This is a genomic window from Bacteroidia bacterium, from assembly GCA_023228875.1.
Lineage (GTDB): Bacteria > Bacteroidota > Bacteroidia > NS11-12g > UBA955 > JALOAG01.
On the sequence record JALOAG010000001.1, the window covers coordinates 376,153 to 391,799 of the forward strand.

General features: G+C 35.9%; 13 protein-coding genes. 10 read left to right on the forward strand and 3 right to left on the reverse strand.

Annotated features, from left to right (window positions below):
- Positions 1-126: 126 nt before the first annotated feature.
- The 5 genes from M0R38_01805 to M0R38_01825 all read left to right on the forward strand — a co-directional run bounded on the left by M0R38_01805 (position 127) and on the right by M0R38_01825 (position 5,885).
- A complete protein-coding gene (locus M0R38_01805; GenBank protein MCK9480482.1) occupies positions 127-909 on the forward strand; it encodes a helical backbone metal receptor in 783 nt (260 codons plus the stop codon).
- 75 nt (positions 910-984) lie between these two features.
- Positions 985-1,683, forward strand: coding sequence for a CoA transferase subunit A (locus M0R38_01810; protein MCK9480483.1), 699 nt, complete (start codon positions 985-987; stop codon positions 1,681-1,683).
- Between the two features lie 4 nt (positions 1,684-1,687).
- Positions 1,688-2,344: a CoA transferase subunit B gene (locus M0R38_01815; GenBank protein MCK9480484.1), complete on the forward strand. Its 657-nt coding sequence runs from the start codon at positions 1,688-1,690 to the stop codon at positions 2,342-2,344.
- A 174-nt stretch (positions 2,345-2,518) separates the two neighbouring features.
- Entirely contained in the window at positions 2,519-3,337 is an 819-nt protein-coding gene (locus M0R38_01820) for a universal stress protein (GenBank protein MCK9480485.1), read from the forward strand.
- Between the two features lie 115 nt (positions 3,338-3,452).
- A complete protein-coding gene (locus M0R38_01825; protein ID MCK9480486.1) occupies positions 3,453-5,885 on the forward strand; it encodes a TonB-dependent receptor in 2,433 nt (810 codons plus the stop codon).
- Here M0R38_01825 and murG read toward each other — a convergent pair.
- Positions 5,882-6,967 (reverse strand): undecaprenyldiphospho-muramoylpentapeptide beta-N-acetylglucosaminyltransferase, encoded by a 1,086-nt coding sequence (murG, locus tag M0R38_01830; GenBank protein ID MCK9480487.1) that lies wholly within the window; start codon positions 6,965-6,967, stop codon positions 5,882-5,884. The genes M0R38_01825 and murG overlap by 4 nt on opposite strands.
- 151 nt (positions 6,968-7,118) lie before the next feature.
- Here murG and M0R38_01835 point away from each other — a divergent pair, with 151 nt between their 5' ends.
- A complete protein-coding gene (locus M0R38_01835) occupies positions 7,119-7,856 on the forward strand; it encodes a hypothetical protein (GenBank protein ID MCK9480488.1) in 738 nt (245 codons plus the stop codon).
- A 42-nt stretch (positions 7,857-7,898) separates the two neighbouring features.
- Here the strand turns inward: M0R38_01835 and M0R38_01840 are convergent, their stop codons facing one another.
- Together M0R38_01840 and M0R38_01845 are read right to left on the reverse strand one after the other, a co-directional pair.
- Positions 7,899-9,701 carry an ABC transporter ATP-binding protein/permease gene (locus M0R38_01840; GenBank protein ID MCK9480489.1) on the reverse strand — a complete coding sequence of 601 codons (1,803 nt, stop codon included), beginning with the start codon at positions 9,699-9,701 and terminating at the stop codon, positions 7,899-7,901.
- Positions 9,702-9,880: 179 nt separating this feature from the next.
- A complete protein-coding gene (locus tag M0R38_01845; protein MCK9480490.1) occupies positions 9,881-10,399 on the reverse strand; it encodes an HAD family hydrolase in 519 nt (172 codons plus the stop codon).
- Positions 10,400-10,424: 25 nt separating this feature from the next.
- On the opposite strand from M0R38_01845, the gene M0R38_01850 reads away from it, so the two are divergent.
- From M0R38_01850 to uvrA, 4 genes are all read left to right on the forward strand, one after another.
- A complete protein-coding gene (locus M0R38_01850; GenBank protein ID MCK9480491.1) occupies positions 10,425-11,156 on the forward strand; it encodes a polyprenol monophosphomannose synthase in 732 nt (243 codons plus the stop codon).
- Between the two features lie 16 nt (positions 11,157-11,172).
- The gene (locus tag M0R38_01855) at positions 11,173-11,655 is read left to right on the forward strand and encodes a hypothetical protein (protein MCK9480492.1); all 483 of its coding nucleotides are present in this window, start codon (positions 11,173-11,175) and stop codon (positions 11,653-11,655) included.
- Between the two features lie 93 nt (positions 11,656-11,748).
- On the forward strand, positions 11,749-12,786 hold the full coding sequence (locus M0R38_01860; GenBank protein MCK9480493.1) for an RluA family pseudouridine synthase: 1,038 nt from the start codon (positions 11,749-11,751) through the stop codon (positions 12,784-12,786).
- Positions 12,786-15,635 carry an excinuclease ABC subunit UvrA gene (uvrA, locus tag M0R38_01865; protein ID MCK9480494.1) on the forward strand — a complete coding sequence of 950 codons (2,850 nt, stop codon included), beginning with the start codon at positions 12,786-12,788 and terminating at the stop codon, positions 15,633-15,635. Before M0R38_01860 ends, uvrA begins: the two co-directional genes overlap by 1 nt.
- Positions 15,636-15,647: the final 12 nt, after the last annotated feature.

The following is a 15,647-nucleotide window of genomic DNA, read 5'->3' on the forward strand; positions in this document are numbered from 1 at the left end:
AAATTATAACAGATTTTCCCACAATCCGCCACTTTATTCCATTTTATACCACAAATTTTCAACAATTCACATAAGGCATACATTATCAATAAATTGCATGTGGTGTATTTTTATTAGTTTTGCAGAATGTCAATCTTTATAGATCAATTAGGTCGAAAAGTACACATAGAGAGCACCCCAAAACGCATAGTGTCAATTGTTCCTTCTCAAACGGAATTGCTTTATGCACTTGGATGTGCTGAAACAGTGGTTGGACAAACTGTGTTTTGTGTACATCCTTATGACAAGTTTAAAAACGCTGTAAAGATTGGTGGACCCAAAAAACTGAATATTGATAAAATCATAGCACTTAAGCCGGATTTGGTAATAGCCAACAAGGAAGAGAATTTAAAAGAAGAAGTGGCGGTGTTAGAGCCATATTGTCCGGTGTGGGTCAGTGATATTGTAAATCTTGAAGATGCATTGGCTATGATATGTTCGATAGGGCAAATCTGTGATAAGGAACATCAAGCAAGTCAGTTGATTGCTAAAATTGAAAATGGATTTAGTATAAAAAATTATGAGTACAAGCACACTTGTATCTATATGATTTGGCGTAATCCTTATATGGTTGTAGGTGGTGGTACTTTTATTAATGATATGTTAAGTCGTGGAGGTTTTGCCAATCTATGTGAAAACATGAGTAGATATCCTCAGTTGTTACTTGAACAAATGCAAATGTTCAATCCAGATGTAGTGTTCTTGTCATCTGAACCGTATCCCTTCAAAGAGAAACATATAGCGGAGTTTGAGAAAATTTTTCCTAAGTCTAATATCATGTTAGTAGATGGAGAAATGTTTACATGGTATGGAAGTAGGTTGCAATATTCATCCCAATATTTTAACACTATAAAAGCGAGATTACTTTAGGTAAATAGCAGCTATAAACTTCAGTATGGATTGCAAAATCATAGTAACTTTGAACGCTTAAATTATAAGCGAAGAATGAAAAAAGTATATAAAAATGCACAAGAAGCAATAGCAGACATTGAGTCAGGCACAACGCTGATGTTAGGCGGTTTTGGGCTATGCGGATTGCCCGAAAATTGTATTGCAGCGCTTGTACAAAAAGGAGTAAATAACCTTACTTGTATTTCTAACAATGCCGGTGTGGATGATTTTGGTATCGGACTGATGTTACAAAAAAGACAAGTAAAAAAGATGATTGCATCGTATGTTGGAGAGAATGCTGAATTTGAAAGACAATTACTGTCAGGAGAGTTGGAGGTTGAACTTGTGCCACAAGGAACCTTAGCTACCAGATGTATGGCTGCAGGATATGGCATTCCGGCATTTTTTACTCCGGCAGGTGTAGGTACAGAGGTTGCAGAAGGGAAAGAAGTAAGAGAGTTTGATGGAAAGAAGTATTTAATGGAACATGCATTTAAGGCTGATTTTGCTATTGTCAAGGCGTGGAAAGGAGATACTCATGGCAATTTAATTTATAAAGAAACAGCAAGAAATTTTAATCCGGTAATGGCAATGGCAGGTACTATTACTATTGCAGAAGTGGAAGAGTTGGTGCCGGCAGGTGAGCTTAACCCTGATATTATTCACACTCCTGGCATTTATGTACATAGAATTTTTCAAGGTACAAATTACGAAAAGCGAATAGAGCAAAGAACAACAAGAAAAAGAGATTAATACAATGGCACTTACAAAAGAACAAATAGCACAAAGAATAGCCCAAGAACTTCAAGATGGATATTATGTAAATTTAGGAATTGGTATTCCAACCTTAGTTGCGAATTATATTCCGGAGGGAATTGAAGTGGTTTTACAATCTGAGAATGGATTGCTGGGAATAGGACCTTTTCCTTATGAAGGGGAAGAGGATGCGGATTTAATCAATGCAGGCAAACAAACTGTAACAACTATAAAAGGTTCTGCATTCTTTGATTCTGCCATGAGTTTTGGAATGATACGAGCCGGCAAAGTTCATCTCACTGTACTTGGTGCAATGGAGGTGAGCGATAACGGTGATATCGCCAGTTGGAAAATACCGGGTAAAATGGTCAAAGGCATGGGGGGAGCAATGGATTTGGTTGCTTCAGCTAAGAATATTATTGTTGCTATGCAGCATACAAACAAAGCGGGAGAATCCAAACTCCTTAAAAAATGTACATTGCCTATTACAGGGTTGGCATGTGTTCGTAAAATTGTTACCGAATTAGGATTTTTCAATATCACAGAACAAGGTTTTGAGTTAGTAGAATTAGCTCCCGGTGTTACTGTAGAAGAAGTGAAATCAAAAACAGAAGGCAGGCTGGTCATTGCTCCAAATTTAAAAGTGATGCAACTGTAGTTGTTTTACTTATTCTGTAACTACATTCCTTAGTGTAAACTGCTAATTTATGGTGTTTTTGTTCTTTTTATGAGCTAAAACATATCATTAGTAAATAGATGAATATATTTGTTTTTTGGATAAATAAATTCCTTATTTTTGAAATCAAATATTGTTCACTTAATCTATAAGACTATGGAAATTAAAAAAATACTCGTGCCTTATGAAGGTTCTCCTTCATCAGAAATTGCTTTAAAAAAAGCAGTTCTAACAGCTAAGATTTTCAATGCAGAATTAACGGTGGTATTTGTGGTTACAGACTCCACGTCTGCTGCGATGGTGGATAAAGTAAAAGAGTTAACCGTTGGTAAATATAAAGATAGCGGAGTTAATATTCATTTTGTTCAAAGAAAGGGTAGGATATACAAAGAAATCAATGCTCAAGAGAAAGAATTGGAAGCTGATTTAATTATGATGGGAACTCATGGTGCTAAAGGATTTCAAGAAAACTGGATAGGTACAAATGCATTCAGGGTCGTAAGTGCATCCAAATGTCCTGTTATTACCATGCAGGAATTCCCCTTTCCTGAAAACTTCCAAAAAATCCTTCTCCCATTAAACGATACAGACCAGACCAGACAAAAAATTCCATTTGTTACACAACTTGCGAGAGGATTTGATGCGGAAGTTGTTATTTTCTGTGTGAGTGCAAGAAAAGATGAAACCACCATCAACAAATTAAGAATGTATGCAAAACAAGCAAAGACATATTTAGATGAACATAAAGTTGCAAGCTCTTTTGCAGAAGAATATGGTAGAAATATTGCCGATATAATTGTTGACTACTCAAAAGCAAATGGGGTGGATTTAATCTCAATTATGACAGAGACAGAAACGACCAATAGCTTCTTTATGGGTACTTATGCTCAACAATTAGTGCATCATTCACCGGTTCCTGTTCTTTCTGTTCATACACGCTCATTGACTCTTGAAGGAGCAATCTTTGCATCCTGATTTTTTTGATTTTTATAGAAGAATATCTGTTTTCATCTTTTTGAAAGTGTGATTGGTATGAAAGGGTAAGGCATTTGCTGCACTCTGTTTTACTTTTGTAAACTCTTTTATATAAATGAAGTCAAACCAATTATTTATTAAAGCATTTCTGCTCTACTTAATTCCTTTTTCTTTCCAAAATGTATTTTCTCAAAATGTTAAAATACATGGATATCTTATTGATGAGCAAACAAATATTGAATTGCCTTATGCAACTGTCAGCGCAATCGAACAACAATCGCAGAATTTTATAGGGGCAGTTTCTGACTTAAATGGTCAATTTCAATTAATACTTTTGCCAGGAACTTATAATATTTCCTTCACCTTTACAGGATATAAGACAGTACTCAAGAGTAATGTTTTAGTCAAGCAAACGGATACTGTCATTAATTTGGGTAGAATTTTAATGAAGTCAGATGCGAAGATGCTTGATGGCGCAAGAGTGGAAGGAGAGAAAGAAACCATGAAGATTGAAGTCGATAAAAAGGTTTTTAATGTGGAGAATAACCCAATGACCATAGGAGGAACCGCGGTTGATGTGCTCAATCAAATTCCGACTATTGATGTGGACATGGATGGGAATGTATCTTTGAGAGGTTCTTCTGATGTGCAAATTTATATCAATGGTAAACCCACAAGTTTTGGAGGTGCAGATAAACAATCGTTTTTACAACAAATCCCTGCTGCCAATATAGAGAGAGTAGAACTCATTAATAACCCTTCAGCAAAATATGATGCCGAAGGGACCTCAGGCATTATTAATATTATTCTGAAATCAACTACCAAACCCGGATGGAATTCTACAATAACAGCAGGCTATGGCACTTTTGACAGGTACAATGCTTCTGCATCATTTGCTTATGGCACAAGGAAATTTAAACTGAACACTACTTATGGTTTTAGAAATAACAAGAGTTTATCTACAGGGAATTTGAAAACCCTAAACATTTTGAGTGATACCTCATACTATATGCTACAAAACAGCAGTACAACAAGAGGTGATTTAAGTAATACTTGGAATGGCAGTATTGATTATAGTATTTCCGATAAGACTACGATTTCATTTAATTGGTTAGGGAGTATCAGCACAAGAAAGAACCCTGAAACTATAAACTATTCATTTGAAGATGTTGCTTTCTCACCACTGTATGAATATGAACGTTTGGGATCAGATAAGGATGGTAGAAAGAATGGAGAGATAGGGTTCACTTTTAGTCATTATTTTGATAATGCGAAGAAACAAAGTTTGATTTTTTTGGCAAATATTTCAGGGTCAGATGGAGAGTCAAATTCACAATACCATCAAGATGATGAAGGTGTAAGAAGGCAATGGCAAAACACTGCTAACAAGACCAATAATATCTTACCTCTCGCACAACTTGATTATGTTCTCCCTATTGGTGATAAGGTTGTGTTTGAAACAGGAGGCAAATTCTCAATGAGGAAAATTAATAATGATTTCTATGCTGACACAATGAATTACACAACTAACATGTATGACGTTGATGGCAGCTTGACAAATAATTTCCTTTACAGCGAAATAGTAAACGCTGCTTATGTGAATTATGCTCAAGAGTTTAATTGGTTTAAAATCAAAGCAGGAGTGCGAGCAGAGCAATCAATAATTAATGGAGACCAGAAAGTTGGTAACCTTACTTTTTCGCGTCAATACATCAATTTTTTTCCCTCTATTTTCTTGACAAAGGAGATTAAAAAAGGACAAGACTTTCAACTTAGTTATAGCAGACGTATCAATAGACCTTGGATACATTCACTGAATCCTTTTGCTCAACAAACTGACCCGTACAACTTGCGTATGGGTAATCCGGCTCTCAATCCCGAGTTGATTGATGCGTATGAAGCAACCTATTTTATTTCTAAGAAAAGTGATTTTATCTCAGGTACTTTGTATTACCGACAAGTAAATGGAGTGTTCCAACGTTACAGGTATGTGGATGATAATGGTGTCGCTATTATGACAATGACCAATTTAGATGTGTCTAAAAATGTGGGGTTAGAAGGAATTTTTAGAAAAAAGATTCAAAATCTGAGCACTACATTAAATTTAAATCTTTTCAGAAATAAAGTAGCAGGAAGTCTAATGAATAATGCTGCTTCTGCAACTAACATTTCTTGGTTTGGAAAATTGTTGGCATCATATAAAATCAATAAGAGTATGGATATCCAAGCGTCATATTTTTATAGAGGCAAGGTTACACATGTACAAGGCACGATGCAACCAATGCACAATTTGGATTTAGGGTTCAAAATGGATGTGTTAAAAAAACACGGTACTTTGTCTTTAAATTTCACGGATGTATTTAATACCCGTCAGTTTTCTATTAAGAGTAGTGGTGAAAATTTCAACAGTGAATCAACTTGGAAATGGCAATCAAGGGTATTTACAGTAAACTTTACATACAAGTTTGGAGACTTAAATTCTGATTTAGGAAAGAAAAATAAACGCAGGATGGAGGAAAGTACCGGTGGTGATGATTTTGATTTCTAAACAATCATACTTTCGATTTCGTTAACTATCCGCGCAGTTGCATCAGGAATGCTAATTTTTTTAGATTCAGTAGCCAGTTTTTCTAATAAAATATTATCGGAAATTGTCGAAATGATTGTATTCCCAAGGCTTTGAATTGCTTCAGTGTCTTTGATTATTAATGCAGCATTTTGATTAACTAATTGCATGGCATTGTGTGTTTGATGATCCTCTGTAACAAAAGGAGAGGGAATCAATATTGAAGGTTTTCCCAAAACGCAGATTTCTGCTATTGTTAAAGCTCCGGCTCTGCAAACTACAAGGTCTGCCGCTTGATATGCAGTATTCATATCTTTGATAAACTCAAGCAATAAAATGCCGGGTTGTGCAAACTGTTTGTATTCTTTGAAATAGAAAGACCCTGTTTGCCAAATGATTTGAATATCTGAAAGGAGTATATTCTGAAAACTGTTCTTGAGTGCTTCGTTTAAAGTGCGTGCGCCAAGGCTGCCTCCTGTAACCAGTATAGTCTTTTTTTGAGGGTTTAACCCTAAGCTTAAGATTGCTTCCTCTCTTGTTTTATCAATTTGTAGTAAGGAGCTTCTGACCGGATTTCCGGTTTTGATAATTTTATTTTTTGGAAAGAACCTTTCCATGCCATCATAAGCCACACATATTTTTTGAACTTTTTTACTAAGCCATTTGTTGGTAATACCGGCAAAAGAATTTTGCTCTTGAATCAAGCAAGGAATGTGTTGTCTTTGAGCAGCATAGAGTACAGCAGCGCTTGCATATCCTCCTACCCCAATAACAGCATCCGGTTTGAACTTATGTACAATTTTGCCGGCTTTGTATAAACTATAAAGTAGTTTGAATGGAACTGCGAGGTTTTTAAGAGTCAATTTTCTTTGAATTCCGCTTATCCAAAGCCCTTCAATGTGATAGCCTGCTTCAGGTACTTTGGTCATTTCCATTCTGTCTTTTGCCCCTACAAATAGGAATTGAGCATTAGGATATCTTGATTTAAGCTCATTAGCAATCGCTATGGCAGGAAAGATGTGTCCACCTGTTCCTCCTCCGGATATGATGAATTTATATGACATAAAGGATGTGTGTCTATTGCCTGACAAATGTAGATTTACTCAATATTACTCTGAATAATAATTGCCAACATTTGTTTTTGTCTGTGAGATTAATCTGTTTGGCATAGTGCATGCCTGTTGCAATTTGAATTTTCTATTTTTGCTGACTTGAATGAAATCTATTAAACCCTTTCTTCTCTTATTTGCCATATTGGGCGTGTTTGATGCAACAGCTCAAAAGAGTACTGTTGTTTCTCAAGGTGAATTTTATAGAAAAACTGCTTTTGGCATTGAAAAAACTGTTGATTATTATAGTGGAGATTCTACCTTTATGTTAGAGTTAACATTGAACAACATGGACTCCTTCAATTTGTTAACAGTGTCATGGTATCTTCAAGGATATGAAGGTAGCATGAATCAGTTGATTGATACTGCTGCATTTGGAATTAAGAATGTACAACGAAAGTTTGCAGTGTCATTTACACGAAAAAGTTTTGCATTTCCGGTCGGTTTTTATTTTGTGAATATTTATTTAGACGGGAAATTTCAAGAACGATATGCATTTAGGGTTTTGTCCGAACCGGTTCTTTCCGGTCAGTTTTTATTGCCCCAAGATAATAAATTAATACCAGTCAACGCTTGGCAAGGTATTCATTCTAATTTAGTATTAAGGGTGATTTATGACAGGATGGAAGTGCCTGACAGCAGTATGCTTGAAACGGTGTGGTTTTTTGTAATGGATGGTGATGAGCCTTTGTATCTTGATGAAGTAAAGTATATGATTGTCGGGGACTATAATTATGTGGATTTCCCATTGAATTTAAGTTCAGAGATTCCAAAAGGTCTTCTTGTTGCAGAAATTTGGATAAATGGAAATTTCCAAAAATATTATCGAATTGAGGTAAAATAATGGGTTTTGTGCAAAAACCTAAAAAGCAGTATTTTGGTACTATTACTTTCCCTTTTCAAATTGCTTTTGCCAAAGAGAATAGAATTTACTTAATGGATTGTTCAATAATGTTGCAGGTGTTCCGGATTCTATAATCTTGCCTTCCTCTAAAACAATAATTCTATCTGCATTCTTAATCGTGCTTAATCTGTGTGCTATAATGATTGAAGTACGACCTTGCATCAGTTTCTCTAATGCTTCTTGGACAATGGATTCAGACTCGGAGTCTAGCGAGCTTGTTGCTTCGTCCAAGATTAAGAAGACAGGCTTCTTTAGAAATGCTCTTGCAATGGCAATACGTTGTCTTTGACCACCGGATAGTTGCACCCCTCGGTCGCCTACTATGGTTTGATATTTTTCAGGGAAACGGTCTATAAATTCAATAGCATTAGCTTGCGTTGCTGCTTCTATAACCTCTTCAGTTGTTGCATCAGTATTGCCATATAGTATGTTGTCATAAATACTTCCGCCAAATAAACCTACATCTTGAGGAACTAAGCCTATTTGTTTGCGTAAGTCAAACGAATCTATGGCATCAATGGGTTTGTTGTCAAACAGTATTTGTCCTTTTTGAGGAGTATAAAACCCTAATAACAGTTGTACAATAGTTGATTTACCCGCTCCGCTTGCTCCAACGATTGCAACTTTCTCGCCTTTTTTTGCAGAGAATGTAATGTCTTGTAATACATTCATTTCGGGTCTGGAAGGGTAGGCAAATGATAATTCTTTAATTTCTAAATCGCCATGTAATATATCATTGATTGGCTTGGCTGTTTCTTCACTTTTGAGATTGGTTTCAGACTCTTGTTCTAATATGTCCAAGATTCTATCGGCAGCACCCACTGATTTTTGAATCTGAGCGTATTGATCTGAGATTCCGCCAATTGAAGCGCCTACAAACATTGTGTAAATCATGAATTTAATAATGTCGCCCAGTGTTAAAATGCCCTCAGCCTGAAGTTGAAATGCTCTCCATGCAATAAATATTAAGCCTCCAAACAAACACATGATAATAAAAGAGCTGAACAAACCTCTGTATATTCCTCTGCGAATAGAAATGTCACGTATGAGAATACTTTTTTGTCCGAATCTTAATGTTTCATACATTTCGTTTGCAAAAGATTTTACTATTTGAATACCTGAAAAACTTTCTTCTAAAATTGTTCCTGCATTAGCGGTTTCGTCCTGAATCTTACGGGATATTTTGCGAATATATTTACCAAAAAAAAGGGAAATTATCACGACCGGAGGAATGACCGATAACATTACTAAAGCTAAGTCGGGTGAAGTAAAAAATAGTAGGAATATTCCCCCGATTCCTACCAAAATTTGACGAATAAAAGTTGCTAAAAAGGTTACAAACGTTTCCTGAACTTGTGTAATGTCACTTCCAAACCGACTGAGTAAATCACCTGTGCGATTTTGATGAAAGAAATGCATGGGAAGTGAGATTATTTTACTGTATAGCTGGTTACGCAATCGCCATACCATACCTTCTGTTGCTTTCACAAAAGTCCAGACTCGCAAATATGAAGAAATGGCTTGAACAACAAACAATATTGCAAATAGATACCCTATTTTATTAATCTGTAACTTTGAGATGCTGCTTGCGTCCACAAAGTCTCCTGTAAGTTTTGGAAAAATTAACGATGTCCCTGCGCTAACTAACAAGAATAATGTTCCAAAGAAGAAAAGCCATTTTTGTTTACCCATAAAACCGAACAGTTTAAGTAAACGTTTGAGAGAATCTTTATTTATCTTAGCTTTAGGAATGTCTTGACCCCTAAAAGGTTTGTTGTCTGCCATATATCTATGTCAAAAATTAAGAGGACAAAATTATTTGATATTCTTGGCTTATATGCTATTATATATGGGAAAAAGTGATGTTATAAACAACATCTTTTGTATAGTCATGGAATCTTGGACAAATCAGCGTTTTGTTTGAGTCTTTACAAAGAATGATTTGATTGCGCACGTTATCAATATTAAGCTTTCAGCAAAGTGATCCATTTGTCCAAGCTGCTATTGGATTCTATGAGTATGGCATTGATTCCTACCTTTTGAGCTGCTTCAATATCGCGATTACGATCTCCTATCATAAAGCATTTTCTTTTATCTGCACGGTATCTGTGAATTGCCCGTTCTATCATTAACGGAGCCGGTTTACGACACAAGCATTTCCCTATTTCATCGTGATGAGGACAATAGAAAATATCATCAAAATGCACTCCATGTATGGCATACTCTGATTGCATTTTTGTATGTATGCGCGATAGTGTTTCTGTTGTATATAAGCCCTTGGCAATTCCTCCTTGGTTAGTAATGACAATAAGTTTGTAGCCTGTAGCAATAGCATGCTTTAGAAAAGGAATAGACGCAAAATTTATATCGAAGTCATTTTCATTACAGATGTAATTTCCTTTCTCGATATTTAATACGCCATCTCTGTCTAAAAATACGATTTTGTTCAACTTTGATTTTTTGGGTTTCCAAAATAAGTTCATATTTGCCTCAATAAAAAATTATTCATTGACAAAACGAATCGTAGTAATACCTACCTACAATGAAATTGAGAATATAGGCTCAATGCTTGATACAGTTATGAGCCTGCCTGTGGGTGCAGATGTTTTGGTAGTGGATGACAACTCACCTGATGGCACTGCGTCCGTTGTTAAACAAAAAGCAGATGAATATTCAGGAAGAATACATCTCTTGCAAAGAAAAAAGAAGGATGGCTTAGGAAGAGCTTATGTAGCAGGATTCACTTGGTGCTTAGATGAAGGTTATGAACAAATTGCAGAAATGGATGCGGATTTCAGCCATAACCCGGTGGACTTGCAAGAGTTATTTAAAACTCTTGATAATGGGGCAGATGTTGCAGTTGGAAGCAGATATAAAACAGGGGTGAATGTTGTGAATTGGGGTATTAAAAGGGTGATTATGTCTTACTATGCCTCACGATATGTCAAATTGATAACAGGGTTGCCTATTAATGATGCAACAGCAGGATTTGTTGCCTATAAAAGAAAAGTGCTGGAAGCAATTAATCTCAAAAAAATTAAATTTAAAGGTTATGCATTTCAAATTGAAATGAAATATAAGGCATGGCGCAAAGGGTTTAGAATAGAAGAGGTTTCAATCATTTTTACTGATAGAAAACGCGGACAATCTAAGATGAGTATGGGTATTTTTAAAGAAGCTTTTTTTGGAGTCATTGAATTGCGTTGGAAAGCAATGATGGGGAATAAAGAGTTTAAATAAATTTTATATTTGCAATATGAAAAAAATATTCATTACTGCTATTTTGTTCTCAGGGTTGACTCTGGGTTCTTTTTATTTGACATCATGCAAAAAAGAAAAAAAGGAAGAAACAAAAGAAAAGCCTACTCCTCCAACTAATGAGGAATTAGTGATGGCAAATCAATGGAAAGTAACCAGAATCATGTCTCAACAGATTGATGTTTGGAATAATCCGGTCTTTCCGCTTTTTGAAGATTGTCAAAAAGATAATATCTATGAATTTCAAGCAAATGATATTATGCTTATAGACGAAGGTTTAACTAAGTGTGATTCTGCTGATGCGCAAACGCAAGAAGGAGCTTGGATGATGGTTGGTAAAGACAAAATGTTTATTGATTTTTCTCTTTTGAAAGATACAGCAGATATTATTTCTGTTTCAAAGACTAAACTGGTGCTTAAAGCTACAATTGAAAGTTTTGGCGTTGATGGCGAAATTACTTTTGATAAAGTTGTAAAATAAGACTTGAATTATCGTAGTCGGTGATTGAGAATAGATTGACACCAATCGAGTTGATTTAATTCTTTTAACTCAATAAAATATACCTTTGCACCTATGAATGAGGAGCAGGATAGCCTGTTTGAGGATAAGGAGTATTTTGAACATTTTAGTTTTAAAGTTGATCCTGGACAAACACCTGTCAGAATTGATGTTTTTCTTACCCAACGTATCCAAAATGCTACACGTACCAAAGTACAAAAAGGTATAGAGGCAGGTAATGTATTGGTCAATCAAGCAGTTGCTAAATCCAATTATAAAGTAAAGCCAAATGATTTTATTTCTGTTGTGTTGCCTGAACCACCAAGGGACACAGAAATATATCCTGAGAAGATGGATTTAGCCATCCAATATGAAGATGATGAATTACTTATAATTAATAAACCTGCCGGAATGGTTGTGCATCCCGGTTATAATAGTTATACAGGTACGTTGGTTCACGGTTTGGTGTATCATTTTAATAATTTGCCTCATAGGGATGATATAAGCAGACCCGGTCTGGTACATCGTATCGACAAAGACACAAGCGGTTTGTTGGTAATTGCTAAAACAGAATTCGCACTTAATTTTCTGGCAAAACAATTCTATGACCATACGATTGATCGGAATTACCATGCACTTGTGTGGGGAGATGTGGAGCAAGACAAAGGAACAATTGTAGGCAATTTAATGAGAGATCCAAAGGACAGGAGACGCTCAGTAGTCTCAGAAAATGAATTAGTTGGGAAACATGCCGTTACTCATTATGAGGTTGTAGAAAGATTTCATTTTGTAACACTACTCAAATGTACACTTGAAACCGGACGTACACACCAGATAAGGGCGCACATGAAACATATCGGACATCCGCTCTTTAATGATGAGATGTATGGAGGTAATATCATTCTAAAGGGAATGAGTTTTGGCAAGTTCAATCAGTTTATTGCAAATTGTTTTACAATAATGCCACGACAGGCTTTACATGCTTATTCATTAGGATTTAATCATCCAACAACAGGTAAAAGATTGTATTTTGAAATAGACTATCCTAATGATTTTAGCCTTGTGTTGGAAAAACTCAGACGCTATATGAACAGTAATAAAATTGAGGAATAATGGCATTCACACACGAAATCGAAATACTTGGTGCCAGAGAGCACAATCTTAAAAATATAGATCTGACAATACCAGCGGGGAAATTGGTTGTGTTTACTGGATTAAGCGGAAGTGGGAAATCATCCTTAGCTTTTGATACAATTTTTGCTGAAGGACAAAGACGCTATATGGAAACCTTCTCTTCGTATGCTCGTCAATTTATTGGAGGGATGGAGCGTCCAGATGTTGACAAAATTGAAGGATTAAGCCCCGTAGTGGCAATTGAGCAGAAAACGGTTAGCAAGAACCCTCGTTCAACCGTTGGTACTATTACTGAGATATACGACTTTCTGAGATTGCTTTTTGCGCGTGCCGGTGAAGCATATTCTTATCAGACAGGGAAAAAGATGGTTCGCTTTAGCGAAGAGCAAGTGCTGGAGCTATTACACAATAAATTTAAAGAAAAGCAAGTTCAACTCTTGGCTCCCTTAATAAAAGCACGAAAAGGGCATTACAGAGAATTGTTTGAAAGTTTGTTCAAACAAGGTTATAGCAAAGTCAGGATTGATGGTGAAATCTTTGAGATATCAAAGGGTATGAAACTCGACAGGTATAAAGTGCATGATATTGAATTAATCATTGATAGACTTGAACCATCAGATAAAAATACTACTCGGCTAAAAGAGAGTCTCAAACTTGCTTTTAAATTAGGAAAAGGCTCTCTGGTTGTAATTGAAATAAATACAGGTAAGGTCTATTATTACAGCAAGAATTTGATAGATCCTGAAACAGGACTTTCATATGATGAACCGCAACCAAATACATTTTCCTTTAATTCTCCTTATGGTGCCTGCCATCATTGTAATGGAATTGGAATTAAGTATGATGTAAGTGTTGAAGCAATTATCCCCAACCCCTCTAAATCTATTATGCGAGGTGCGATTGTACCACTTGGTGAGATTAAAAACAATTATGTTTCTGCTCAATTAAAAGGATTAAGCAAAAAATTTGGATTTAGCCTCTCTGATCCGATTTCCACTTTGAATGACGAAGTCATGGATGTAATCCTGCATGGTACTGACGAAGAGTTTAAGATTTCTTATGAAAACTATGAAGGTCGTAAAGTGGAAATTTTCACGAATTTTAAAGGAGTCATTCCAACCATCGAAGAGATGTATTTTGAAAATAAGAGCGAATCGTTGATGGAATGGGCGGAGGAATATATGCATCCCACTGATTGCCCTGCCTGCAAAGGCTCCAGACTCAAAGAAGAAGCGCTGTGGTATAAAGTTGCAGACAAGAATATAGCAGAACTTGCACAAATGACAATTGCAGAATTGTATAGTTGGTTGCAAGATGTAGATGACAAACTCTCGGCACGCCAAAAAGAAATTGGTACGGAAATATTGAAGGAGATACGAGAAAGGATGAGTTTTTTAGTTGGAGTTGGATTGGACTATCTCACATTGAATAGCCCTGCGTCAACCTTGAGTGGAGGAGAAACTCAAAGAATAAGACTTGCCACTCAAATTGGGTCAAAGTTAGTCAATGTCCTTTATATATTGGATGAGCCAAGTATAGGATTACATCAAAGAGATAATAAAAAGTTGATAGAGTCATTAAAAGATTTGCGTGATATCGGAAATTCTGTGATTGTTGTTGAACATGATGCAGAAATGATTCGTGAAGCAGATTATGTAGTAGATATTGGACCCAAAGCCGGTGTTCAAGGCGGACATATTGTTGCAGCCGGTAAACCGGAAGAATTTATTAAACTAAATTCAATTACAGCTGATTATCTAAGTGGAAGGAAGCAAATTGAGATTCCTGCAAAAAGACGAAAGCCAAATGGGAATCATATCAAATTAAAAGGGTGTACAGGGCATAATCTCAAAGATATTAATGCTGATTTTCCTTTGGGAGTGTTTATTTGTGTTACAGGGGTATCCGGAAGTGGTAAATCATCTCTTGTAAATGAAACTCTTTATCCGATTTTGGCTCATGCAAAATACGGAAGCCGAAGAAAAGCATTGCCTTATCGTGCTGTATCAGGAGAAAATCATATTGACAAAGTTATTCGAATTGATCAAAACCCAATTGGTCGCACTCCGCGTTCAAATCCTGCAACTTACACCGGACTTTTTACAGAAATACGTAATCTTTTTGCCGAATTACCCGAAGCGAAAGTAAGAGGATATAAACCCGGTAGATTTTCATTTAATGTTAAAGGAGGGAGATGTGAAGAATGTAAAGGCGGAGGGTATAAATCTATTGAAATGAATTTTTTACCGAATGTAGATGTACTTTGCACAACATGTCATGGAAAGCGGTATAACAGAGAAACATTAGAGGTAAGATATAAAGGTAAATCCATTTCTGATGTTTTGAATATGAGTATATCAGAAGCGGTTGACTTTTTTGAAAATATTCCAATCATTCAAAGAAAGCTCGAAATGATTAAAGATGTGGGTTTGGGTTATATCAAATTAGGACAATCCTCCACAACATTGTCAGGAGGAGAAGCACAGCGGGTTAAGCTTTCAGAAGAACTGTCGAAAAAAGACACAGGGACAACCTTCTATATATTGGATGAGCCTACCACAGGGTTGCATTTCGAAGATGTTAAAATGCTGCTAAGTGTGTTAAATAAATTGGTAGATAAAGGTAATACTGTACTTGTCATAGAACATAATTTAGATGTAATTAAGGTGGCTGATTATATTATTGATATGGGACCCGAAGGAGGAAATAAGGGAGGGGAAATTTTGTGTTGCGGTACGCCAGAACAGATAGTAGCAAGTAAGACTGGATACACAGCCAAGTTCTTGGCAGAAGAATTTAAACTCATTCGAACATTTAAAAAGAAATAATCACAAATACTT